We start from the raw sequence: 23,364 nt of genomic DNA on the forward strand, positions 1-23,364 counted from the left end.
CACATATTTGGTTTGTCGAAACAATGTTCAGTTTTCAAAGGTCTACCTTGTCGCGGTTAACGTACCGCCGTGACAACTTTTAAAGTATAGCATGTTGAGAAATTACTGTCAACAACTTTTTCGACGACTTGTATATATATTCAATCACACAAATCATTTAATCAAATCAGTTGGTCGCAATAGACAACATAAATCATTGTAACAGTCACTGTTTAACACGTCAAGCATTGTTTTAAATTTGTATGGCTATTCAACCATTTAATTTTTATGCATTCACGTCTCAAACAGCAACAGGTAATATCTTACCAATCATCCCCGAGCAGGTCAAGCAGTTTTTTCAGAAAAAAAAGACGTCCCTTTATGAGGGCGTCTTCTCTTGATTTAAATTGTTTAAGGCTTCGGCCTTCCAGCCCGCTAACCGCTCATCAATCGGTTCAAACCCAATATTTATCCGATGATTGGTCCAATAGTGCCGGTGTTGATGCTCAATGGGTTCCGTCCCTAAGTCAACATGTTCTAAACACCGTAATGACAGGCTAATCTTACCTGTGTATTCATCGATATCAAGAATCACGACGTTAACTTCTTCATTAACCTTTAAATAGTCATGAATATCTTTGACGTAACCACAATGGCATTCGGAAATATGAATCAAGCCTTGACGGTGTCCGCCCAAACTGACGAATGCGCCGTAAGGTTGAATGCCCGTGACTCGTCCTGTGACCTTCTGGCCAATCTGAAATGCCATCGTCTCACCTCATTAAACTCAGTCTATCTGCCTGACAAGAACCTATTCGATAACTGTCACTTTATCCATTGTCACTGGTGTTGCTGGTTGGTCACTAGCATCCGTCTTGACCTTAGAGATAGCATCGACAATGTCCATCCCCTCAGTCACCTGGCCAAAGACCGTGTGACGGAAGTCCAACCAAGGAGTTCCCCCATCTTTATAGGCTGTCACAATCTCTTCGGGGAAGCCGGCATCGCGCATCTGGCTTTGCATCTGCTCCGTCATATCCGTATCTGAAACGATAAAGAACTGACTACCATTGGTATTAGGACCAGCGTTGGCCATTGATAAGGCGCCCCGCAAGTTGTACAGTTCAGGTGAAAATTCATCTTCAAAAGGTTGTCCCCAGATGCTTTCGCCACCCATACCAGTACCAGTTGGGTCACCCCCCTGAATCATGAAGTTAGGAATGACGCGATGGAACGTTAACCCATCGTAATAACCAGCCTTCGCATGGGTTACAAAGTTTTCAACCGTCTTTGGTGCTTGCTCGGGGAAGAGCTGCAGCTGAATTGTTCCCATAGATGTTTCAATACTTACCTTGGGGCCCTGGGCGTTAGCCAAATCAATTTGTGGAAACTTTGTCATAATTATCCTCCATATCTTTTAACACTATCTAAACGTCTATTATCACCGCCAACGCTTAAAAATGCAAACGATGACTCCGGTGCTATACTGGATACACAATAATTCAAAGGAGACTTCATTCATGGCCAAACCAACTACCGCCTTAAAACAACGGACCATCGCGCTACTTAACCAACGGGGCATTACCCTGCCAGACATCGCACAACTCGTCATTTTCCTTCAGAAAGACTACATCAAGGACCTCGATGCGGACCTGGCTCTCGACAGCGTGCAAACCGTCCTCAGCAAACGCGAGGTCCAAAATGCCGTGATCACTGGGATTCAACTCGACATCTCCGCAGAGAAGCACGACCTCTTGGAACCCCTCCAAACAATCGTCGAACGTGATGAGGGTCTCTACGGTGTCGATGAGACCATGGCTCTCTCTATTGTCGATATCTACGGGTCCATCGGTTTCACCAACTACGGCTATATCGATCGGACCAAGCCCGGGATCCTAGCAAAACTAAATGCGCATGAACCTGGCATTATCCATACCTTCCTCGATGATCTGGTTGGCGCAATCGCTGCGGCCGCCGCGGCTCGCCTCGCTCACGATGATATTGGTGAACAGGACACCCCGTTCCACTAAGAAATCCTCATGATTCCGTTAAGTTTCCTCATTTTCTCTGCTTTATCCGCTGAGATCCCTTATAATGTGGCTACATTAAACTATCGGAGAGGAAGACTTATCACATGGCCTATTTAATCGACTTCGTCCTGCACATCGATGCTCACTTAGTCAATATCGTCAATACCTTTGGAGGGTGGACTTACTTCATCCTATTCGCAGTTGTCTTCGTGGAGACGGGTGCCGTCATCCTACCATTCTTACCTGGCGATTCTTTGCTGTTTGCCGCAGCCGCCCTAGCAGCCAACCCGAGCTATGGCCTCAACATCTGGCTATTCGTCGGTCTATTTCTCCTCGCCGCAATCGGTGGGGACTCACTTAACTTCTTCTTAGGTCAACGCGCCGGTGCGGCATTGTCCAACCATTCTTGGTTCGGCCGGCTCATCAATAAGGATAAATTAGCTCAGTCAGAGAAATTCTTTAGGAAACATGGGCCACTCGCGATCTTCCTAGGTCGGTTCATGCCAATCATCCGAACCTTCGTGCCTTTCACGGCCGCTGGTTCCCAGTTCCCTTACCGCCGATTCCTTCAATACAATGTGAGTGCCGCGATTACTTGGGTTCTGATCTGTTGTGGCGGGGGTTACTTCTTTGGTAACATTCCCTTCGTCAAAGCCCACTTCTCAGCGGTTGTTCTCGGCATCATCGTGATTTCACTGATTCCGGCCGTCGTTGGTTGGCTCAAGGGTCGGCAAAAGCCGGCATCTCGGACACCAGAAGAAGATTAATCACTCAATTTTAAAAAGCGCAATCGACTAAGCTCGATTGCGCTTTTCTTATGCCCGTTTAATTGCCTGACGTCCTCGCCAATAAAGCCAACCCAGCCCGGCTTCGAAAAGCAAAAAGGCTAAGACGAAGCAGTGCAGAAAGAACGTATCTGGCAAGGCCGTAATCACCGGATCGAGGTCCGGATCAAACAGCCAGTCATTATTGCGAAAGAGAACCTCGTGAAAGGTCACGAAGAAGCCTTGGAAATTGATCGCCATGCAGGCTGCTAAGACCATTGGCACCACTGCGGCCACCGTAACTGGTCGTAGTAACCGCCACTCAGCCGCCTCACGTTTCAGCTGACGCAGATAAAGCCACGCTGGGGCCACTGTCACGATGAAGACCAAATTATTGACGAGAAATAACGTCTTCACGTCATGAAAGTGAATCATTCCCGTAAATGACGTGGGAAAATCACTCATATTTAAATCCGTGACCCAGGGCAACTCGAGATAAGCCAGCATCTGACCGTAGTTATGCATCAGTCGTGAGGCACTCATCCCCACCGTTCGACTAATATGCAGCCAGCCAATATCCAGACGATACAGCCAAATGGCATTAATCGTCAACAGGATGCTCACGGTTACCAAAGCCAAAAAGACTGCCGTTAATCCGACCGCCCGTTGCCATCTAGCCACGTGGCCCCACCTCGAAATCCCAATGATCCAATGATGGTACCGTATAGGTTGGTGGCACTGTCTCCGTCGCCACTTGTTCCGGCGTCGAGACCCCCGTATAGACGAGCAGTGTGTCCACCTGAGCGTGAATACCGGCGAGAATATCCGTATGGTAGTTATCCCCGATCATCAGCGCCTGCTCTGGAGCAACGCCTAGTTGACGCAGGGAATTCTGTAGAATAATGGGTTCCGGTTTACCGATCATGATCGGCTGCTGTTGCGTCGCATACCGGACCAGGTCAACCAATGCCCCCGCACCGGGCATCAAGCCGCGAGCCTTAGGGATATTGGAATCCGAATTGGTCCCAATAAAAGTCGACCCACTCCGAACAGCCAACACTGCCTTGGCAAACTTTTCGTAAGTGACATCACTATCCAATCCCACAACAACGTAGGTTGGATGTTCTTCATCGACCGTGAACCCTTTGGCAGCCAGGGCTTGCTTCAACCCGATCTCACCCACGACATAGACTGTACGTTTCGTCGTCTCACCGGCAAGCTGATCCAGATAATCGGCTGTCGCCAGTCCCGCCGTATAGACGTTCTCCGGAGTCACATGGATATCGTGATTGTTTCCCAGATTGTTAACGACAGCCTGGGGTAACTGCGTTGTATTGTTCGTGACAAACTTAAAAGGAATTTGGGCCGCTTGAAGCCGTTCAATGAACCGCTTGGCCGCTGGATAACGCTTGGTACCTGCATAAACGGTCCCGTCCAAATCAATTAAATAGGCCTGGTAGTCTTTCAACGCAAACTCTCCCTACTCTTCTTTTTTCTGCCGAATGGTAAAGTGTCGCCGACCCTGACCGCCAGTAGCAACGGTCACTGTCTTAGCGGCCTTCTTTTCCGGTTTTGTGGTCTGACGGTGCTCTTCAGTATATGGATGGGCCGTATTACGGTGTCGTGAATGCCGTGATCGCCGGCGACGAGAACCGTTATTGGACCCGTTCGATGGCTTGGGTCTCTGAGTCCCATCATTGTTCTTATTATTGTGAGCGTTCGTAGCTGGCTTGGTAGCTGTGGTCTTCTGTGAACTCTTGGCTGCCGGCTGTGAAGTCTTTTCACCCTGTGGCCGTTTAGCCTGGCTCGACCCACTCCGGTTACGACGCCGTGAACGGCTGCGACGCGGCTTAGGTGCGGCCTTGACGTCTAAGTTATGCAAGATGAAATAAGCACATCCAAAGTTACAAGATTCATACAAATAGTCCTGCACAGCGTCAATCTGATTCTGCTTGGCACCGGCCCGGTCCTCCGCATAAAACCCCTTCAGGCGCAGTTGCTCAAAGCCCCAGTCACCCACAATATAATCAAATTTACTCAAAATGGTACTAAACCGCCGAGAAAATTCCAAGAAGTCGAAACCTTCCCGAACGTTTGCAACCAGCTCATACGGGTGGCCGTTGATCGTCAGGTGGGTTTCATCCCCCCGAACTACTTCGGCAACTGGTTCTCGACTTTCGCGTTGCTCGGCAACGAGTGCCTCCAATTCCTTTCGATCCAACGTCTTCATCCTTTCCGATCTGTGTTCAAGGGATAGTGTCGCCCAAGATACTGAGCGAACACCTCCCGCAATAAGTCATGATAAAAGAGTTCATTTTTCCCGACAATTGAGATGGTTGGGAAGAACGGTACGAATAAATAGTGATCCACGACCGCTAGCGTGTACTGGCGAATTGGCGAAACAGGCTCACCGCGCCAAGTGACCTGATGGGTCTGTGGATTATAGGCAATCCCAAGATAATTGAGCTCACCGAACACCTTGCCCCGAAAACCCATCCTGCGCTGTGGAAAATGCCGCAGAAAGAGACGAGCCTGTTCCGCTTCCTGAATCAGTCGCCACAAATCATAGCCACTGAGGGTCACGCGCATGACGTGCATGCTGTGCGGCAGAATCGTATGAAGTTGGTCCTGTGTGACCACGCCACGTGGCAGGTCGGCCAGAAACAGCCCTGAATTTAAAATAGCCGCCTGAGTCCCCGCGTACTCGGCAATGGCATGAAGCCCCTCTTGTACGATCCGGGGATGACCAAATGGATCGGCCTCCATAGTTGCTGGGATCTTCGCCACGCGCTGTTCTCGCAAGATGTCATGTCCCATCTGTTCCAGCTGGGCAATCTCGCCCGCATCGGATGGTAGCACCGGTAGATCAGCAGTAGTCACCACACCAGCGGTTCCCTTCAACAGCTGATGGTCAGAACCCACATCGAGTTCAATGCGCCCGACGTACCGTCCAAACTTTCCCGCCGCTGCGAGGAGGCTCTGCCCCTGCTGCTCACCATGAACCAGCAAATGATGTGTGTGACTCCCGATAATCACGGTCAACTGAGAAAAACGCTTGGCCAGCTGGCGATCGACGTTAATTCCCAAGTGGGATAACAGGACACAGAGGTCATATTGTCCAGCATAGGCCGCTAAGAGTTGCGTCAGGGCTTGATCGGCTTGTACCGCTGTCCACCCTAACAAGGGATAGGTCAGCTGATAAGATGCCGTGAGCCCCAGCACCAAGATCCGCGTCCCGGCAGGAGTAACCAGGATCCGGTGATCTTGGGCCCAGTCTGGCTTCTGTTGTGTATCAGTTGTCACCAGATTCCCCAGGACCACTGGGAAGTTGGCATAGTCATAGAGATGATTTAATTGTTTATGGTTGAGTGTCAGCCCTTCGTTATTCCCGATGGTCACGGCATCATACCCGATCTGATTCATCAGGACCACATTACGTTGGCCCAGAGTGGCTTCGCTTACCGGATGAGCCCGGTCGACGTTGTCACCCAAATCAAAGGTATAGACGGCATTCCCAGCAGCGAGATCATGCTCTCTGGTGGCTAACAAATACCGCCTTATCCGCGGCCAATTTTCGAAATGCGAATGGAGATCATTCGTGTGTAATAACGTGATGTGTTCCATGCTGACACTCCTTTAACACTGAGTTTAATCGTACGGCATCCAGGGAGCCCGGTCAAGCGCTATTGCTTTTCTTGGAATTCCTGAGCCTTTCCCGTGACCATCTCTTCGATTTCTGAAGTGGAGAATGGTGTCCCAAATGGCACTTTTTCGGCTAGATAGCGCGTTTCAGGCGTGTCGACCCCGACATTAATATTTTCTTTAACTGGGATGGCATAGTGATGAATATGACCGTGCAAATTGATAATCTGATTGACGATTCCCAACATCATTGGGTAATGGGTCATGTAATACTGTCGATGGTCGTATTTGATCAAGGCGCCCACGTCATGAAACTGATACTTGGGTTGGCCATGATCGACCGGATTGTGGGCGGCTAGATACTTAAAGAGCGCCCGACTGTCATGGTTTCCCTTAATGAGTTCAAGGTGACCGTTGAGTTGTGATAAGACATTGGCTACCGCCTCATCTGATTTCACGGCTGGCTTCGTAAAGTACAGCGCAATATCTCCCAGATGATAGACGGTGTCCGTGGGGGTCACTCGTGCATTCCAATTATCGATGATGGTTTGATTCATCTCCTCTACCGAGTCAAATGGCCGGGGAGCAAAGTCATTCATCCCCAGCAGATCCGTATGAAAGAAATGGGTATCCGACGTAAAATATTGCAAATTGAGGTCTCCTTAAAGAATGTCTAATGGTGTCGCTGTCGTTGGTTTTGGAAACTGACGGTCTAGTGCCGTGAGTTCGGCCGCACTCAGCGTTAACTGACCTGCCGCAATGTTGGCGCGCATGTGGTCAACCGAACTCGTTTTGGGGATGGCCAACACCTGGTCATGGCTGATGACCCAAGCCAACAGAATCTCATAGATACCCACTTGGTGGGCCGCCGCGACTTCTTTCACGACGGGATTGCTAGCCAATTGGTGGCCATGCGTATCTCCTTGGGCAATGGGTGAATAGGCAATGAATGGTACCTGGTGGGCTTGTTGCCAAGGGAGCACCGCGTATTCAACGCCGCGGCTACCAAGATGATAGAGATCCTCATTGGCCGCAACCTTGGGCCCTTCTGGTAACCCCCAAAGTTCCTGCAAGTCATCGCCATCGAAGTTCGAAACACCCCACCGATGAATGAGACCGGTTTTCTGGAGGCGTTGAAGTTCCGTAATGGTTTCCGCTAACGGAACGTTACCCCGCCAATGATATAAATAAAGATCCAAATAATCCGTCCGTAGCCGCTTCAAACTGGCCTCCAGGCTCGTCTGCATCCGATCGCGAGAAGCATTCTCTGGTAAAACCTTGGAGATTAAGAAAAGATCCTCTCGTTTAAATGGCGTCAATGCCTCGCCGACTAAATTCTCGGACCGTCCGGAGCCATACATTTCAGCCGTGTCGACCACGCGGGCCCCGGCGTGGATCCCGGCTTGAATCGCCGCGATCTCAGCGTCACGCCGATCGGTCCGATCACCCATGTGCCAAGTTCCAATCCCAATTGCGGAAACCGTGGTTCCACCAAACGTAACTTCCCTCATCACAATTCCTCCAGTATTTTCAATTACTCCTATCGTAGCACTTCACCCCCAGCTTCGCCGACTCTGAGGATCTAAAAAGCCAACTTCTATTTGGAAGTTGGCTCCTTTTCACTTGAAATTAGTCTTCCGATTCATCGACAGCCATATTCTGCCGGCGATCGTGAACGCGTTTACCCCAGCTCAAGGCAACTAGCCAGAGAATCGAACCGACCAGGGCAATCAAGGTGTCTGCCCGGAACAGCAGAACAACTCCGACCATGGCCAAGAAGGCCAGAATCAAGTAATCACTGAGTGGGAAGAATGGCATCGCAAATCCATGCCCCGCCTGCTTGGTTGCCCTCAGTTGTTTCTTGTACTTCAAATGGGCCAACACAATCAGCCCCCAGATAAACAGGAAACACGTCGTCGCCACACTAGCGATAAAGGAAAAAACGTGGCCTGGCATGATGAGATTGAGAAAAACGGAAATGGCAATCACCAGTGTCGAGAAACGTAAGGCGTGAACTGGGACCTGTTGCTTGGACAGGGTTCCCATTTGGCGGGCAAATCGCCCCTTACCCTGGTAAGTTAACGAGAAGAGCATCCGGCCCGTCGTGAATAAGGAACTGTTGCAAGCCGAGGCTGCGGCAGTTAAAACCACAAAGTTAATCACCGCCGCTGCCGACTTGATCCCGACGTTCTTAAAGACCTGAACGAAGGGACTGCTGGTTGGCGAAACTGCCTGCCAGGGATAGATACACATAATAGCCAGCAATGACCCGAGATAGAAAAGAATAATCCGCATCGGAATCTCATTGATTGCCTTAGGAATCACTTTTCGTGGGTTGGCCGTTTCGGATGCGGTCATCCCCACCATTTCGATCCCCACGAAACTAAAAAGAACCATCTGGAACGATAGGAAGAATCCCTTGGCGCCATGGGCAAAGACCCCACCGTGCGTGAGATTCATGACGCTCGCATGGCCGGCAGGTGTCGGAAAGTGAACGGCAACCATATAGACCCCAGCTAAGATTAACGCGATGATCGCCACAATTTTAACAATGGCAAACCAGAACTCGGTCTCGCCAAAAGCACTGACCGTGACGGAGTTGAGGGCTAAGAGAATCCCCAACATTACAATCCCAGTCACCCATTGGGGCAATTGGGGGAACCAAAATTCCATATACTGCCCGGCAGCGGTCACTTCAGCCATGGCAATCGTGATCCAGCAAACCCAGTAGGTCCAGCCTGCGACGAAACTGAGATTGTCACCTAAGTAGCGTTGAATAAAATCAATGTAAGAATGCACGTTGAGATCGGAGAGCAATAACTCCCCCAGCGCACGCATCAGTAGAAAACACATAATTCCCGTAATGAGATAAGCGAGAATGATTGAGGGCCCGGCCAAATGAATTGATTGACCAGCTCCCAGAAACAGCCCCGTTCCAATTGTGCCCCCCAGCGCAATCATTTGGACGTGCCGGCTCTGCAATCCGCGAGAGAATTCTTGCTCATTGTTAAGTTGACTGTCTTTCATCATATCCTCCCCTTTGTTGAATAATATTATACACACCCCCAGTGGTAATACCAATCTATGAGCTGGTAAGGGCAGTGACCGAATTTTCTCTCAGCCCCGGAGCTATGCACTTTTACTCACTTTTAAAATTATAAGGTGAAATTCGTTCAACTATTGAACAAAAAAGAACACCCCATCTCTGAAGTGCTCTCTAGATTGATTTAATTATTTACGCAGACGTTCGATATCGCGGACAATCATTAACTCTTCATCCGTTGGAATCAACAACGTCTTAACCGTTGAACCGGCCTTACTCAAGTCACGTTCAACCCCGCGAATGTTATTCTTTTCGGGGTCAACACCGATACCAAAGTAAGCCAACTTGTCGGCAACTTCTTGACGAATAGTAATATCGTTTTCACCAACACCGGCCGTGTAGACGATAGCATCCACGCCACCTAATTCGGCAATGTAGGCTCCGACATAACGAACAACTCGGTTGATGAAGATATCCCGGGCTAACTTAGCGCGGTGATTCTTGTCTTGAACCTTTTCCAGGTCACGCATATCCGCAGATACACCAGAAACCCCAAGCAAACCGGACTTCTTGTTCAAGATGTTAATCATGTCATTAGGGTCCTTGATGTTTAACTTTTCCATCAAGAAGGCCACTAAGGATGCATCAATATCACCAGAACGGGTAGCCATTTCGATCCCAGCTAATGGCGTGAAGCCCATTGAAGTATCAAATGATTTCCCATTTTTGATAGCAGTGATGGAAGCCCCGGCACCCAAGTGCAACGTGATTAACTTCAGGTCTTCGAGTGGCTTTCCTAACATTGCGGCAGCTCGGCCGGCAACGTAACGGTGACTCGTCCCATGGGCACCGTACTTACGAGCACCAAACTTTTCGTAGTATTCGTAAGGAATGGCGTACATGTAGTTAACTTCAGGCATCGTGGTGTGGAAGGAGGTATCAAAGACAGCCACACTCAACACGTTTGGTAAAATCTTCTTAAATGCCTTGATTCCCATTGCGGCCGCTGGGTTGTGCAGTGGCGCATATTCGGACAGGTCTTCAATTTTTTGAAGAACATCGTCGTCAATGACTGCGGAGTCCTTGAATTCTTGACCCCCAGCCACGATACGATGGCCGACCCCAGTGATTTCATTGAAGTCTTTGATAATCTTCAATTCAGTCAATTGGTCTAACATTAATTGAATGGCTTCCTTGTGATCGTCAACATCTTGATGGGTTTCATACTTCTGCCCATCGCCATACTTAACTTCAACTAAGGAGTTACCTAACCCGATTCGTTCAATCGCCCCTTCGGCAATGACTGATTCTTCAGGCATTTGGAACAATTTGAACTTCAATGTAGAACTTCCGGCATTAATTGCTAATGATTTTCCCATGTGATTTTCTCCTTCTTATGAGCGGTCCGTCAGCAGATTTTGTTCTTCCCACTGCACGATCTCCGCCACAAACTTTTGAAATGCGGATTGATTCTTGAATGAAGGGAACTCGCCCAACATGACTTGTTCAACTTGCTTGGCCCCGGCACCTGGCTTCTGTAAGATCAGAATGGCCTTTTGGGCGTTAGCATTCATGAACAATTCACTTGGCAAGTTTAAGAGCCCTTGTAAGTAGGCATTTTGTGCGGCCCACTTCAACAGCCCCTTGGCTTCATCAGTTTGGAATAGCTGGGTTGGCACCAAGAAGACGCCGACACCACCCGGGTTCAACTGGTTGACCGCCTGCTCTAACAGCAGATGATGAACGAATGAATGTCCCGATTTGGCATGTGTCTCGAAATTAGCGGCGTTGTCATCAATTGGATAGTACCCAATTGGCAAGTCGGCGACGATCAGGTCGCTGGCTGGAACGAGTAACCGTTCCAAAGCGTCTTGGTGAATGAGTTCCACCGGTAATTGTTGCAAATCACTTGAGGTCTGCGCAATCGCCAGCATGGTGTCGTCATTGTCGACCCCATAGGCCGAAATGTCCCCGGCAACGACTTCCTTAAGTTGCGACAAGACAGCTGTCAGCAGATTCCCCGTTCCCACGGTTAAGTCTAACACTGACAAATGTTTCTTGCCCTTCTCGAGACGCGTTACCAGATAACCCATGATATAGGCAATCGTATCCGGTGTGAGTTGATGATTAGCTTGGATGTCATCGACACGAATGGCCTTCAACATCGCTAATTGAACTGCCCGCCGGACCGTTTCCGCCGTCATCTTTTGCCAATCGGCACCTTGATACAGCGTCGTTAATTTGGCGGCTGTCTGTTCATCGGGTTGGCCATCTTCAACCTGGACCCGACCATTTAATAGATTATCTCCCGTTTCAATGAACGCATCTAAATAGGATGTTTTTAGCGCTGTCTGAAGAATCGTTGTCGATTCATCCAAAACTTTGAAGAGCGCTTCAGTCTGTTCTTGTGACAGCACGCTTCGCCTCCTTGGAAAATTTGCAGAATACATTGTTTCTGCTATCTATACTACCGATTTTCCCAAAGTTATTCAAGCAATCTTTGCCGTTGCTTCGGCGAACGACCGTGCTTTACATCACGCGGTCTCCCCTGTTCGAGCCGTCGCGTCGATTGCCGCGTACTGCGAATCAATTCATTGGTGGTCTCCCGTCTCGCCGCTTGGGCAACACTCAGCAAGCCAATGAAGAGGCTGACCATCGTTAAGAAGAACAGAGCCCAAAGCGTTAAGAACCCCCGTCGCCGCGCAAATCGACCAGTGTTGTTTGCCAAGGTAATCCCTCCTGTTTTAGGTGAAGCCGAACAATCCCTGTCATCTTCGTTTCGGCCCAGTCCAGCTCCGTGACCTGTCGCAACAGCGGATAATATCCCTGTCCCTTCTCGTTCGTTAAGCGTAAAACCCCTTTACGATTGACCCTCAGACTCAGGGTATGATTGCCGGCCTTCTCATCAATTAAATCCAAACTGTGCCGGTGAACCCGCGTGACACGGTACCTTCCTGGCTGTTCCAGAATTTGAATAACCTGATACCAGGCCACCGGGTCGCGCCGTAGCGGTCGCATGAAGCCTCGTGCAGTCCCGACAGCCAAAACAAACATCCCTGAAGCCACGATCAGTGCTAGTACACCTTCCACGAGCGTGAATCCCCGTCGTTTGCTCATGAGCGCTTTAAGCTGGCCACGAGTGCGCGATCATGGGCCACTCGCGCGAGCCGCAGTTCCCGTTCACGGACGCGTTCGAGTCGTTGGGTCGTCAAGATCATCTGTTGCGCTAGAATGACCGTTAGCGCCACAATACTCAGGGCCAACAAGGCATCCGGCAAGAGCCAGCCTTCATGGGGCTTCAGTCGTTGCTGCCACATAAATTAACGCCCCTCCAATCTGAAACGTTTGTTGCCAATAATTGCCACTGGGCCGGCTGTGCCACCACAGTGTTTGGGCAGTACTCACCCCATTACGCCGAATCTCCAAATCGGCTGCCGGTGGTAACAATCGTAATCCCGGCGGCGCCTTGACAGTACGCAATAGACGGTGCGTCACCCCATCGCGAAAGGTTGTCCGACCAGTGTTGGGATCGACATGAACATCCACTATCGTTCGATGAGCCAAGGCCCACTGCCGCCCCGCCGTCCAGGCCTGTTGCCAGACCGGCCAGAAGGCCCGCTCTGAAGTAATTTGACGTTGATGCCTGGCCTGAAAGCCCACCAAAGTGGTCAGGCTGGCAACAATGGCTAAGACTAATAGTGTCTCATATAAGGTGAAACCTTGGTGCCTATCCCGTTGCCTTCGCATGGTCCGTCACAATCGAAATTCCCTCTCGTTTCGCCTCAGAAACCTGTTGTGGCGTCAAATATCCCGACTTCTCTAATGTCCCATAGTCAACTGTCGTCGCCGTTTGGTGGTCGTCCAAATAGGCCGTGATCTGTCCCTGTACGACGGTCGTCATCGCCCCACGGTGAATACCTTGGGCCCGGTGCCGTTGTCCACTCAGATTGGGTAAAATAATCAGCACCAATAACGAGATAATGAAGAGCACGATGGTCATTTCGACCAATGTAAAACCATGTCGTCTAGCCATGTGTCACCCCTTGTAGGTTGGCATACATGGGCAGTAACAGACTCAGATAGGCTCCCACAATCATTAGAGCCACCACGCCTAGTAACAGAGGTTGGACGATCGCTAAGGCACTCTCCCACCGTCGGGTAAGCTCACGATACTGCATCACACCGAAGGCCTGGAGCTCACGCGCTAGCTGCGCCGTCGTACTTCCTTTCTGCAAGAGAATCACCAATTGTGGCGCAATGTAGGCCTGTTGCCGAAGCCAAATCGTCGGAACTTGTCCTCTAGTAAGTTGGTGATCCAATGCCGTTGCCAGTTGGGCCAATAGCGACTCTTCCGGCAATCGCTGTAATACGGTTAGCATCTGTTGAACACTTAAACCACTCTGGACGAGTTGCCCCAAGGTCGCTGCTAAGTAATAGGCATAGTAAGCTCGAAACAAGCGTCCAAGGACTGGCCAATGGAGATAACTGGTTGCGCGTTGCAGACTCGTTTTCTGTCGCCACCAGGAATACCCAATCACCCCGCCACCCAGGACTGCCAGGCCACAACCTAACGTTAAATATTTGGTCCAAGGAAAACCGACCGTTTCCGTCGCACCCATCCCCGCCTGAAGCTGGGGCAAGACGCCAATCTGAAGGGCTAGGAACAACCCCAACATGCTCACCAACAATCCCGCGGGATACACAAGCAATTGATGGAGTCGTTTCCGCTGAGTCGCCATCAGCCGCAGCATCTCGGCGGCGTGTTGGAGACCGACACCCAGCTCGCCATAGGTCGTCATTGTCCACAATTGAAAGTAGACGTTGGGCTGTAAATAAGGCTCCAGTAAGTGCACAAAGGGCTGTCCACTGGCCAGTTGCCGTTCAATCTTGCCGATCGTTGCCGGTAGTGTCGGGTCAACCAGCCGGATGAAAGCCACGGCCTGCTTCAACGAAAAGCCACTGGCCAACTGGTCAGCCAACACCTGACAGAAGACTGCCTGATTGGCAAGAGACCACCTAACCCTCGCGGAACCTTTGCGCCACTTGCGAAGAGATTGCTCCCGTGAGTTTTGCTTTTTCAAGATCTTGACGCCACCTTTCCGTCATTTGATTAGATTGTCTAAAAAGATCCGTCTCCGTGACAATATCGAATAACACCGCTGGTTCACGATGTTGCCGTGGAATTAAGCGTTGGTAACAGGCCGCTGTGAGCGCCTGTCGTAAGACGGCCTCGGCCACCCCCAGTTCTCGTAGCCGTGTCACCGTTCCCTGCGCATTTTTAGCGTGAACCGTACTAAGTACCAGATGGCCGCTCAAGCTGGCTCTAATCGCCGCCTGAGCCGTCAGAGCATCCCGAATTTCACCGATGATGAAGACATCCGGTCGATGACGCAGGCCAACCTTAATCAGAGCCTCATAAGTCATCCCGGCCGCCGCATTCACCTGTAGTTGAATAAACTGAGATTCTCGGATTTCAACAGGATCCTCAATGCTCAGCACCACAGGGTCACCGGCGAGTTGGGTGGCCATGGCATACATCGCGGTCGTTTTACCTGACCCCGTTGGCCCAGCAAATAGGATTAGGCCTCGCTGCCGACTCAGGGCGCTGAGCTGTTGGGACTGGCCAGCCATCAAGTAGGTTGCCTGTAACGTATCGTAAGGATAAATAAGCCGCACCACCAACGATTCCTTCCCAGAAAAATCGCCAACCGTGGATAATCGCAGATCGATCGGCATTTCAGTGGTCTTCCAGGCCAAGGACCCAACCTGTGGACGCCGACGTTCACTCACAACCATGTCGGCATGAAATTTCAGGTACGTCAGTAGTTGTTCCCCCATCGCCATCGAAATTTCTCGCCATAAGTGTCGTTTCTGAAAGCCTCGCAGATAGATTTGATAGCCTGCTTCGCGGGGCAGAATGTAGATGTCGCTGGCTCGAATCGACTGTGCCGCCTCGATAACTGCCGTCACTAATTCTGAAATCATTCGCTACCGCTCCCCTCTTTAAGGCTAATTCCGTTAAATAACCCAGATTCGTGTAAAAAAAGGCAAAAAAAGAGAATTCCAAATTGGAATTCTCTCAAAAGCTTTTCTATTCGACCCCTTCAGGTAAAACAGCAGCTTCGTAAACGTCAGAGACGTCATCATTATCGTTAAGTTCATCAATGAGGCCTTGGTATTGCGTAACCTTGGCTTCTGGAACTTCAGTCGTCGTTTGTGGGAACATCCGAACTTCTGAAGTATCCAGCTTGTAGCCCTTAGCTTGTAATGCATCACGAACTGAAATTTCACTAGCAGCATCCGTGAAAATCTTAAACTCGTCGTCCGTGGTTTGTAAGTCATCTGCCCCGGCATCGAGTGCATCCATCAACATCGTATCTTCATCCGTGTCCAGACCATCACGCAGGATTACAATGTAACCCTTCCGGTCAAACATGTATGAAACGGAACCTGACGCACCAAGTGAGCCACCATGGTGTGTGAAGGCAGAACGTACAGCGGCAGCCGTACGGTTCTTATTATCCGTCAAAGCAGCAACCATGATCGCTGTCCCGGCTGGACCGTAGCCTTCGTAGGTAATTTCTTCGAACTTAGCGCCACCAAGACCAGAGGCTTTGTCTAAAGCCCGCTTGATGTTTTCCTTAGGCATGTTAGCTGCCCGCGCCTTGTCCATTTCCAAACGAAGTTGAGGGTTACCGTCGGGATCAGGACCACCTGCTTTTGCAGCTTGGTACAAATCACGTGAGATTTTTTGGAAGATTTTTCCACGCTTTGCATCCTGAGCATTTTTCCGGCCCTGGATGTTATGCCATTTAGAATGTCCTGACATCGTAACTCCTCTTTTCTAAAATTTTATAGATATCCGTATAAAACAGACACTGTTTATATTAGCACTTACACCCCCACCATTCAATTGCTTAGACTGGAAAAAACCACTATTCATCAAAAATGTATATTTTTTAGTGGACTTCCCTATCTAAAAGGGATTATTGCATTGTTTATTTGAATAATTACTGTATAAAAACAAATTTATCAAAATAAAACTTGTATAAATACACGAACTACTCTATACTCTAAAACATCATCAAAACAGAGGAGCACACACATATGAAGAAAAAATGGGTTCTATTTTTAGCCCTGGTCATCGCTCTCTTCACTGGAGCCACGATGACAGGGACAACGGCACACGCCGCTAGCGATGATTCACTCGCCCAAGTTCAAAAGAAGGGCACGCTGGTCATGGGAACTTCCCCGGACTATCCGCCTTATGAATTTCAAGCAACCGTCCACGGCAAGACTAAAGTCGTCGGCATGGACGTTGCCGTGGGGGAAAAGATTGCCAAAGACCTGGGCGTCAAATTAGAGGTCAAATCCATGTCCTTCGATTCCCTGCTCGTTGCCCTGCAAACGGGTAAAGTCGATATGGTTATCTCTGGGATGAATCCCACCCCAGCCAGAAAGAAGAATGTTGATTTCACACATACCTACTATCAAGGTGGGTACAGCATCGTCATCAACAAAGCCGACAAGGGTATTTATAAGAACAAAGATTCCTTTAAAGGGAAAACCATTGGGGCGCAAACCGGTTCCACAATGTATAACGAATCCAAGAAGCAAACGACTGATACGACCGTCAAAGGGATGACCTCCGTTTCCGACCTCATCTTGGGTCTTCAAAGTCACAAGCTCCAAGGGGTCGCCATGGAAAAGCCTTCCGCCGAAGCCTACGTTTCCAATAACAAGGAACTGGCTTCAATTCCGAGTGACTTCGACCTGAGTGCGTCTGACACCAGCGCGTCTGTTGCCTTCAAGAAAGGCTCAACCTCACTAGTTGCCGCGGCCAACAAGTCCGTCGACCAGATTAAGAAACAAAACCTCGTCAACAAGGATTACCTCCCCGCAGCCGGGAAGTACTTAAAGACCAACACGGTTAACACCAGCATGTTGCACTACTGGAAGGCCTTCCTCAAAGGGGTTGAATACACCCTGATTATCACGGTCTGCTCCGTTTTCTTCGGCTTTATTCTCGGGGTACTCTTAGCCCTCGCACGGATGGCTCAAGGTGGTCCACTGATGACTGGTCTACGGTGGTTAGCCACGGCCTACGTCGAATTCATTCGGGGAACGCCAATGATGGTTCAAGTCATGTTTGTTTACTTTGGTCTGGGACTGGTCGTTAACCTTCCCGCCCTCATGTCTGGGATCATTGCCATCTCCTTGAACTCCGGGGCTTACGTGGCCGAATACATCCGTGGTGGGATCAACTCCGTGGATAAGGGTCAAACCGAAGCCGCTCGGAGCCTGGGGATGTCTCGTGGCTACACCATGCGTTACGTGGTTCTTCCACAAGCCTTGAAGAACATCTGGCCATCATTAGGTAATGAATTTATCACCTTAATCAAGGACAGTTCAATCGTCTCCATTATCGGGGTCTCCGAACTGATCTTCCAAAGCAACATCGTTCGGTCCGACACCTACCGTGGGGTTGCACCAATCGCGGTCATTATGGTTCTCTACTTCATTCTGACCTTCACCGCCTCACGGATCCTGAACTTCTTTGAAAGGAGAATGCAACATGACTAAACCAATTATCGAGGTTAAAAACCTCGCCAAAAACTTTGGCGACAACGTCGTCTTGAAAGATATCACGGAACAGGTCAATCCGGGCCAAGTCATCGTCGTCATCGGACCTTCGGGTGGTGGGAAGAGTACCTTCTTACGGTGCCTCAACCTCCTCGAAACGCCAACGAGTGGCGAAGTTGATTTCAATGGTGAGAACCTCACCACGCTCGACCCTAAGCGAGTTAACGAACTGCGGGAACAGATGGGGATGGTTTTCCAAAACTTCAACCTCTTCCCCAACATGACGGTTCTCGAAAACATTAAGCTTGCCCCAATGAAAGTTAAGGCTGTCGATGACGCTGCCGCCACCAAACGGGCCCATGAATTGCTCAAACAAGTTAACTTAGATGACCATGCAGACACCTTCCCTAGTAACCTATCTGGTGGACAAGCCCAACGGGTGGCCATTGCTCGGGCCCTCGCCATGGATCCCAAGGTAATGCTCTTTGATGAACCAACGTCAGCTTTAGACCCCGAAATGGTCGGTGAAGTTCTCAACGTCATGAAGGAACTCGCCAATCAAGGGATGACGATGGTCGTGGTGACCCATGAAATGGGCTTTGCCAAGTCCGTGGCCGACCGGGTCTGGTTCATGGCGGATGGCTTCATCCAAGAAAACAACACCCCTGAATCCTTCTTCAGTGACCCCCAAACGGAACGGGCACAAGACTTCTTATCTAAGATCCTCATGTAATTTCTGAATACGATTCGACAAAAAATGCCAACCCGCAATTGCGAGTTGGCATTTTTATCTGGTCTTCAATTAATGACGACGTTGCTTCCGTACACCGAAGACGCCCAGGCTTCCTAACAGAACACCAATGGCAGCCCACCAAGGGGTCTGTTGCTCATTGGTCTGAGGTAACGTGGCTTCTTTGGCAGTCGTTGCTGACTTCGCCGAAGCGGTCTTCAGCACTGTTACATGTGGCATTGCGGCTTGACCACTGGTGATTGGTGATTGGTGAGTTTCACCTGGTGCTTGGACGCCACCATCACTGATAACCTCGTGGTCATTAGTCGTTCCTGGCTTTGGATCTGGCTTAGTTGGATCAGTCGGGGCAACCGGATCGGTTGGGTCCGTAGGATCTGTCGGATCAACGGGATCTGTTGGATCGACACCTCCGTCACCGGAGCCACCAGTACTTGGCGCGAGAACCGTTAAGGTCACGGTCGTCGTTTGCAATCCATCAGCACCCAGATAATTAAGCGTAACCGTATAAGTGCCTGGTGTATCGAGCTTGGCATCCCCAAGTTCGAGGGTAACCTTACTTGCATCGATGGCTTCGGCGTTGCTATCGGTCCCCTGTGGCTTGAAATCAGCCACAGTTGGCATTGGATCTCCGACCGTCATCGTGTAGTTGCTTCCAGTCAACGTTGGTGTTGCCGCATCAATCGTTAAGATTACAGGGGCCGTTACTGTCACACCATTGCTATCTTGATAACGCAACGTAACCGTATAAGTGCCTGGTCTGTTGAGCGTCGCATCCCCGAAATCGACGGTAACCTTGCTTGCGTCGATGGCTTCGGCATTGCTGTCGGTTCCTTCAGGCTTAAAGTCAGTTGCAGTTGGTGCGGCATCCCCGGCCGTCATCGTGAAGTTACTCCCCGTCAACGTTGGTGTTGCCGCATCAATCGTTAAGGTTACAGGAGCCGTTACTGTCACACCATTGCCATCCTGATAACGCAACGTGACCGTATAAGTACCTGGTCTATTGAGCGTCGCATCCCCGAAGTCGACGGTAACCTTGCCTGCGTCGATGGCTTCGGCATTGCTGTCGGTTCCTTCAGGTTTGAAATCGGCGGCGGTTGGTGTAGCACCCCCGACTGTCATCGTGTAGGAACTCCCAGTTAATGTTGGTTTCGCGGCAACAACCGTTAATTCCACAGTCGCAGTTGCTGTTTGTACCCCATCTACGTCCAGATAATTCAACGTGACGTCATAAGTGCCTGGTCGATTGAGTTGGGCATTCCCAAGACTGAGGGTGACCTTGTTTGCGTCGATTGCTTCAGCATTACTGTCAGTTCCCTGTGGCTTGAAGTCGGCTACAGTTGGTGCCGCATCACCAGCTGTCATCGTGTAGTTACTCCCAGTCAAGGCTGGTATTGCTTTGTTGATTGTCAATATGCTATTGGCACTCAATGACACACTGTAGTTAGGATTAGTACTTGTCGCCAACTTGTAATCGTACTGTCCAACTGTTTCACCTGGTTCTCGACTTACTGTGAAACCGTAATCGGCTGGGTTAACAGCTTGTCCGTCAACAGTCACTGTTGGTGTCGGGTCGGCTTGACCTGCCGTCTTTTGACCAGTGACCGTCGCGACAATAACTGCCGGATCAATCGTCAGAGTTGCCGAATTCTGCGTCAGATCTTCGTCCCACACATATGAGGCGGCATCTGGACTCTGCGATAAGACTCGATTGATAGCGTCTGGACTGACCGTTACGACATACTTACCGGCGTTAACGGTTTGGTCATCGACCGGCGTTAACACAAGATCCCCATCCTTCAAATCATAGAAGAAACCATCGGTTAGATGAATTTGATAATTTGAAGCCTCCGGAGTTGGTGTTGTGCCATTATACGTGGCGGTTTGTGAACCGGTAATCCAATATGATCCTTGCCGTTGACTAACCTTTACCAAGGCTGTTTCACTATCATTGCCGTAGGTATATATCACCTTGTGGGTGCCAACACTCAGATCATTGATCACATCATCAGGCTTAATCGGTTGACCATCCAATGTGATAGCCAGGTCATCCAGCGATAACTTTGTATCTTCAATATTGAACAAGTTGTCCGCTGGTGTCCAACTCTGCCCGTACCAAATGGCCGTATTCACAACTTGGATATTGGGATCATTCAAAACAACCTGATAAGTTCCGTTATAAATGTTCTGGCCAGCGGCATCGGTTAAAGCCCAAGCAAATGTAAACTGAGTGACACCTTTAGCTACCTGGAAGGTATCGGTAGTTTGATCGAAGGTAACTTGACTCCCAGCATCCGCGCCATTGACTTCAATGTCGGAAACCTTTAGGTCTGTATTGTTTAAGGACCCCACAGACGTCTTAAAAAGGTCATCTAAGGAGACATGCGCTGTATCCGTAAAGATAGCCGCATACTGCGTTGAAGCGATGTCAGGCGTCTCCTGGTTCGTTGCCAGCTGTGTAATTCGGTTATAGCTGAAAGCCTGATCACCAATTGCCGTATCTGGGCCAACGCTAACACCGATCAATTGGTTACTGAAGAAAGCCTGGTCGCCCAAGGTTGTAATGCTGTTGGGCAGAACGATTTTACCCGTCAATTCATTGTAAATGAAGGCCCCGTTGCCAATCGTAGTCAGGCTAGGATTGAACGTAATGCTTGAGATATGGTCCCCCGCAAAAGCTTGATTGCCAATGGTCGTTAAGTTCGTTGGCAAGCTCAGGTTACCGGTCAACCCGGTATATTCAAAGGCCCCATTACCAATTTCCGTTAAGGCGTTAGCATCTGTCATATCGACACTTGTTAAGTTGCCATCATAGGTAAAGGCAAAATCACCGATCGTCGTCAATCCCACTGGTAATTTAATCGACGTCAAGGCTGTATTATCCAGAAAGGCTGACGCCCCAATCGTTTGTAAACTATCCGGTAAAGTCACCGAGCTCAACCAAGTGTTGTACACGAACGCCCCTTCACCGATTGAAATTAGTTGGCTACCTGGCGCAAAGTTAACCGTCGTCAACCCACCAACGGTGTTGCCACCTGAATCCTTTTTGGTATCCGCCGCAAAGGCATAGTCCCCAATCGTCTGCAAACTGGCTGGCAAGGTGAGCGTTGTCAAATTACCATCATATTCAAAGGCTTCGTTGCCGATAGTGGTCAGGCTAGTTGCGGCATCAAAGTTCAGCGTCGCCAGCGAACTGTCGGAACTAAAAGCCCCGTCACCGATACTGGTCAGACTTCCCAAAAAGGTTGCGTCGCCTAAACTCGTGTCACTGGCAAAACTACTGTCCCCGATTGTTTGCAGGTTAGTTAAGTCGCCCCAGTTAACTGTGGCTAAGTTTGAATTGTAACGGAAGGCTCCGTCGCCAATCGTTTGAATGCTGGTTGGTAAAACCAGATTGGAGATTTGGGCACTGGTAAACGCATCCTTACCAATTGAAGTCAGCACGTTGTTTTGCCCAAAATCCAGCGTTTCAATTGGGTTGTAAATAAAGGCTGAATCGCCAATTGTCGTCACCGTGTTGGGCAACGTCAATGACGTCAGTTTGTCACTAGCAAACGCACTACTCCCGATCGTTGTGAGTGTCGTATTGCCACTAAGATCTAAGGTTCTTAAGTTTGAAAGGAAGGCAAAAGCACCACTACCAATGGTCTTCACGCCATCACCAATGACCACACCCGTAATCCCAATCGATAAGTTGTTGGGATCATCTGCATTATAGGAAACAAAGGCGTTATCGGCGATACTCGTCACCTTGTAGACGTCACCATCAGCCGGATTAATCATGGTCGTTGGAATCGTTAAAATTCCATTGACAGCCTTTGTCAATCCAGTAATGGTGGCTTCTTTCGTGTCTTTATCGAAATCCACCTTGAAATAACTAGCGTCCGTCACATCAGAAGACACCTTCGTGACCTGACTCCTATAAAGACTGGCAGCCATCGGAGCAGCAAGCAGCGAAGGCGTTACATCAAGGCTCGTGGTTTCAATACTTGGCGTCACGTCAGAGGTCTGCACTTCTTTGGTCACGTTCTGCAAGTCTGCGGCCTTGGCTGCCGCTTCCTTCGCGGCGGCTTCAGCAGCGGCTTCCTTGGCGGCAGCTTCACTTGCTGCCGTACTTGAGGCGGCGGCTTCTTTTGCCGCGGCCTCACTGGCAGCCGCAGAACTGGCAGCTGCTTCACTAGCGGCTGCGCTTGAGGCCGCGGCACTGGATGCTGCAGCACTCGAAGCAGCGGCGTCCTTAGCAGCGGCATCGCTTGAAGTTCCCGCGTCAGAACTTGTCCCCGTGGTTAGCGCCACTTTGTCAGCTCCACTAGCTGGTTGCCCACTCGCGGATGTAGCTGTAGCGGCGGCATCTGCTGAATCCGCATGGGCTACCATACTCTGATCTTGAGCCATTGCAGTGCCTAGTCCCACTGCAACAACAGTAATCGCGGCAAAAACCCATTGTTTGCCATCCTTGTACATCTTGTAATGCTGTTTAGCTTGCATTGTCGCTTGCTCCTCTCACAATGACCGGGCTAGTCAACCCCAGTTGCTGTACCGAAATGTTCCGAACAGCGGTTCCGTACTCTTATT

24 protein-coding genes are annotated in these 23,364 nt (G+C 49.9%); 4 read left to right on the plus strand and 20 right to left on the minus strand.

Annotated elements, in window-relative coordinates; all coding sequences use genetic code 11:
* Positions 1 to 358: 358 nt before the first annotated feature.
* Together IV54_RS03495 and IV54_RS03500 are read right to left on the minus strand one after the other, a co-directional pair.
* A complete protein-coding gene (locus tag IV54_RS03495) occupies positions 359 to 748 on the minus strand; it encodes a CvfD/Ygs/GSP13 family RNA-binding post-transcriptional regulator (protein WP_057878014.1) in 390 nt (129 codons plus the stop codon).
* A 42-nt stretch (positions 749 to 790) separates the two neighbouring features.
* Positions 791 to 1,378, minus strand: a complete 588-nt coding sequence (locus tag IV54_RS03500) for a peptidylprolyl isomerase (RefSeq protein WP_057878015.1) — start codon at positions 1,376 to 1,378, stop codon at positions 791 to 793.
* A gap of 121 nt (positions 1,379 to 1,499) precedes the next feature.
* Between IV54_RS03500 and IV54_RS03505 the strand changes: the two genes are divergently transcribed.
* Together IV54_RS03505 and IV54_RS03510 are read left to right on the plus strand one after the other, a co-directional pair.
* Positions 1,500 to 2,009 (plus strand): phosphatidylglycerophosphatase A family protein, encoded by a 510-nt coding sequence (locus tag IV54_RS03505; protein ID WP_057878016.1) that lies wholly within the window; start codon positions 1,500 to 1,502, stop codon positions 2,007 to 2,009.
* A 104-nt stretch (positions 2,010 to 2,113) separates the two neighbouring features.
* Positions 2,114 to 2,776, plus strand: coding sequence for a VTT domain-containing protein (locus IV54_RS03510; protein WP_057878017.1), 663 nt, complete (start codon positions 2,114 to 2,116; stop codon positions 2,774 to 2,776).
* A gap of 48 nt (positions 2,777 to 2,824) precedes the next feature.
* On the opposite strand, the gene IV54_RS03515 is transcribed toward IV54_RS03510, so the two are convergent.
* The 17 genes from IV54_RS03515 to IV54_RS03590 form a co-directional block, all read right to left on the minus strand.
* Positions 2,825 to 3,454 carry a TIGR01906 family membrane protein gene (locus IV54_RS03515; RefSeq protein WP_083488491.1) on the minus strand — a complete coding sequence of 210 codons (630 nt, stop codon included), beginning with the start codon at positions 3,452 to 3,454 and terminating at the stop codon, positions 2,825 to 2,827.
* Complete coding sequence (locus IV54_RS03520; RefSeq protein ID WP_057878019.1) at positions 3,447 to 4,241, minus strand: TIGR01457 family HAD-type hydrolase; 795 nt, start codon at positions 4,239 to 4,241, stop codon at positions 3,447 to 3,449. The genes IV54_RS03515 and IV54_RS03520 overlap by 8 nt, the downstream gene beginning before the upstream one ends.
* A gap of 12 nt (positions 4,242 to 4,253) precedes the next feature.
* Positions 4,254 to 5,003 (minus strand): YutD family protein, encoded by a 750-nt coding sequence (locus tag IV54_RS03525; RefSeq protein WP_057878020.1) that lies wholly within the window; start codon positions 5,001 to 5,003, stop codon positions 4,254 to 4,256.
* A complete protein-coding gene (locus IV54_RS03530; RefSeq protein ID WP_057878021.1) occupies positions 5,000 to 6,397 on the minus strand; it encodes a bifunctional metallophosphatase/5'-nucleotidase in 1,398 nt (465 codons plus the stop codon). Before IV54_RS03530 ends, IV54_RS03525 begins: the two co-directional genes overlap by 4 nt.
* A 59-nt stretch (positions 6,398 to 6,456) precedes the next feature.
* Positions 6,457 to 7,065 carry a metallophosphoesterase family protein gene (locus IV54_RS03535; RefSeq protein WP_057878022.1) on the minus strand — a complete coding sequence of 203 codons (609 nt, stop codon included), beginning with the start codon at positions 7,063 to 7,065 and terminating at the stop codon, positions 6,457 to 6,459.
* A gap of 12 nt (positions 7,066 to 7,077) precedes the next feature.
* Positions 7,078 to 7,926: an aldo/keto reductase gene (locus tag IV54_RS03540; protein WP_057878023.1), complete on the minus strand. Its 849-nt coding sequence runs from the start codon at positions 7,924 to 7,926 to the stop codon at positions 7,078 to 7,080.
* Between the two features lie 118 nt (positions 7,927 to 8,044).
* On the minus strand, positions 8,045 to 9,445 hold the full coding sequence (locus tag IV54_RS03545; RefSeq protein ID WP_420806169.1) for an amino acid permease: 1,401 nt from the start codon (positions 9,443 to 9,445) through the stop codon (positions 8,045 to 8,047).
* A gap of 201 nt (positions 9,446 to 9,646) precedes the next feature.
* Positions 9,647 to 10,837 (minus strand): acetate/propionate family kinase, encoded by a 1,191-nt coding sequence (locus IV54_RS03550; RefSeq protein ID WP_057878025.1) that lies wholly within the window; start codon positions 10,835 to 10,837, stop codon positions 9,647 to 9,649.
* Between the two features lie 15 nt (positions 10,838 to 10,852).
* Positions 10,853 to 11,875 (minus strand): class I SAM-dependent methyltransferase, encoded by a 1,023-nt coding sequence (locus IV54_RS03555; protein ID WP_057878026.1) that lies wholly within the window; start codon positions 11,873 to 11,875, stop codon positions 10,853 to 10,855.
* A gap of 68 nt (positions 11,876 to 11,943) precedes the next feature.
* Positions 11,944 to 12,186 (minus strand): hypothetical protein, encoded by a 243-nt coding sequence (locus IV54_RS11675; protein ID WP_157054344.1) that lies wholly within the window; start codon positions 12,184 to 12,186, stop codon positions 11,944 to 11,946.
* Positions 12,141 to 12,575 carry a hypothetical protein gene (locus tag IV54_RS03560; protein ID WP_057878027.1) on the minus strand — a complete coding sequence of 145 codons (435 nt, stop codon included), beginning with the start codon at positions 12,573 to 12,575 and terminating at the stop codon, positions 12,141 to 12,143. The genes IV54_RS11675 and IV54_RS03560 overlap by 46 nt, the downstream gene beginning before the upstream one ends.
* Positions 12,572 to 12,775 carry a hypothetical protein gene (locus IV54_RS03565; RefSeq protein ID WP_057878028.1) on the minus strand — a complete coding sequence of 68 codons (204 nt, stop codon included), beginning with the start codon at positions 12,773 to 12,775 and terminating at the stop codon, positions 12,572 to 12,574. Before IV54_RS03565 ends, IV54_RS03560 begins: the two co-directional genes overlap by 4 nt.
* A complete protein-coding gene (locus IV54_RS03570) occupies positions 12,747 to 13,205 on the minus strand; it encodes a pilus assembly FimT family protein (protein WP_057878029.1) in 459 nt (152 codons plus the stop codon). The genes IV54_RS03565 and IV54_RS03570 overlap by 29 nt, the downstream gene beginning before the upstream one ends.
* Complete coding sequence (locus IV54_RS03575) at positions 13,186 to 13,491, minus strand: competence type IV pilus major pilin ComGC (protein ID WP_057878030.1); 306 nt, start codon at positions 13,489 to 13,491, stop codon at positions 13,186 to 13,188. The genes IV54_RS03570 and IV54_RS03575 overlap by 20 nt, the downstream gene beginning before the upstream one ends.
* On the minus strand, positions 13,484 to 14,440 hold the full coding sequence (locus tag IV54_RS03580) for a type II secretion system F family protein (protein WP_057878031.1): 957 nt from the start codon (positions 14,438 to 14,440) through the stop codon (positions 13,484 to 13,486). Before IV54_RS03580 ends, IV54_RS03575 begins: the two co-directional genes overlap by 8 nt.
* Positions 14,441 to 14,474: 34 nt before the next feature.
* Positions 14,475 to 15,443 carry a competence type IV pilus ATPase ComGA gene (comGA, locus tag IV54_RS03585; RefSeq protein ID WP_057878032.1) on the minus strand — a complete coding sequence of 323 codons (969 nt, stop codon included), beginning with the start codon at positions 15,441 to 15,443 and terminating at the stop codon, positions 14,475 to 14,477.
* 106 nt (positions 15,444 to 15,549) lie between these two features.
* The gene (locus tag IV54_RS03590; protein ID WP_057878033.1) at positions 15,550 to 16,287 is read right to left on the minus strand and encodes a YebC/PmpR family DNA-binding transcriptional regulator; all 738 of its coding nucleotides are present in this window, start codon (positions 16,285 to 16,287) and stop codon (positions 15,550 to 15,552) included.
* Positions 16,288 to 16,565: 278 nt separating this feature from the next.
* On the opposite strand from IV54_RS03590, the gene IV54_RS03595 reads away from it, so the two are divergent.
* The gene (locus tag IV54_RS03595) at positions 16,566 to 18,041 is read left to right on the plus strand and encodes an ABC transporter substrate-binding protein/permease (protein ID WP_057878034.1); all 1,476 of its coding nucleotides are present in this window, start codon (positions 16,566 to 16,568) and stop codon (positions 18,039 to 18,041) included.
* Positions 18,034 to 18,774, plus strand: a complete 741-nt coding sequence (locus IV54_RS03600; protein ID WP_057878035.1) for an amino acid ABC transporter ATP-binding protein — start codon at positions 18,034 to 18,036, stop codon at positions 18,772 to 18,774. The genes IV54_RS03595 and IV54_RS03600 overlap by 8 nt, the downstream gene beginning before the upstream one ends.
* A 69-nt stretch (positions 18,775 to 18,843) precedes the next feature.
* On the opposite strand, the gene IV54_RS03605 is transcribed toward IV54_RS03600, so the two are convergent.
* Positions 18,844 to 23,277, minus strand: coding sequence for a leucine-rich repeat protein (locus tag IV54_RS03605; RefSeq protein WP_057878036.1), 4,434 nt, complete (start codon positions 23,275 to 23,277; stop codon positions 18,844 to 18,846).
* Positions 23,278 to 23,364: the final 87 nt, after the last annotated feature.

Source organism: Levilactobacillus paucivorans, from assembly GCF_001437125.1.
Lineage (GTDB): Bacteria > Bacillota > Bacilli > Lactobacillales > Lactobacillaceae > Levilactobacillus > Levilactobacillus paucivorans.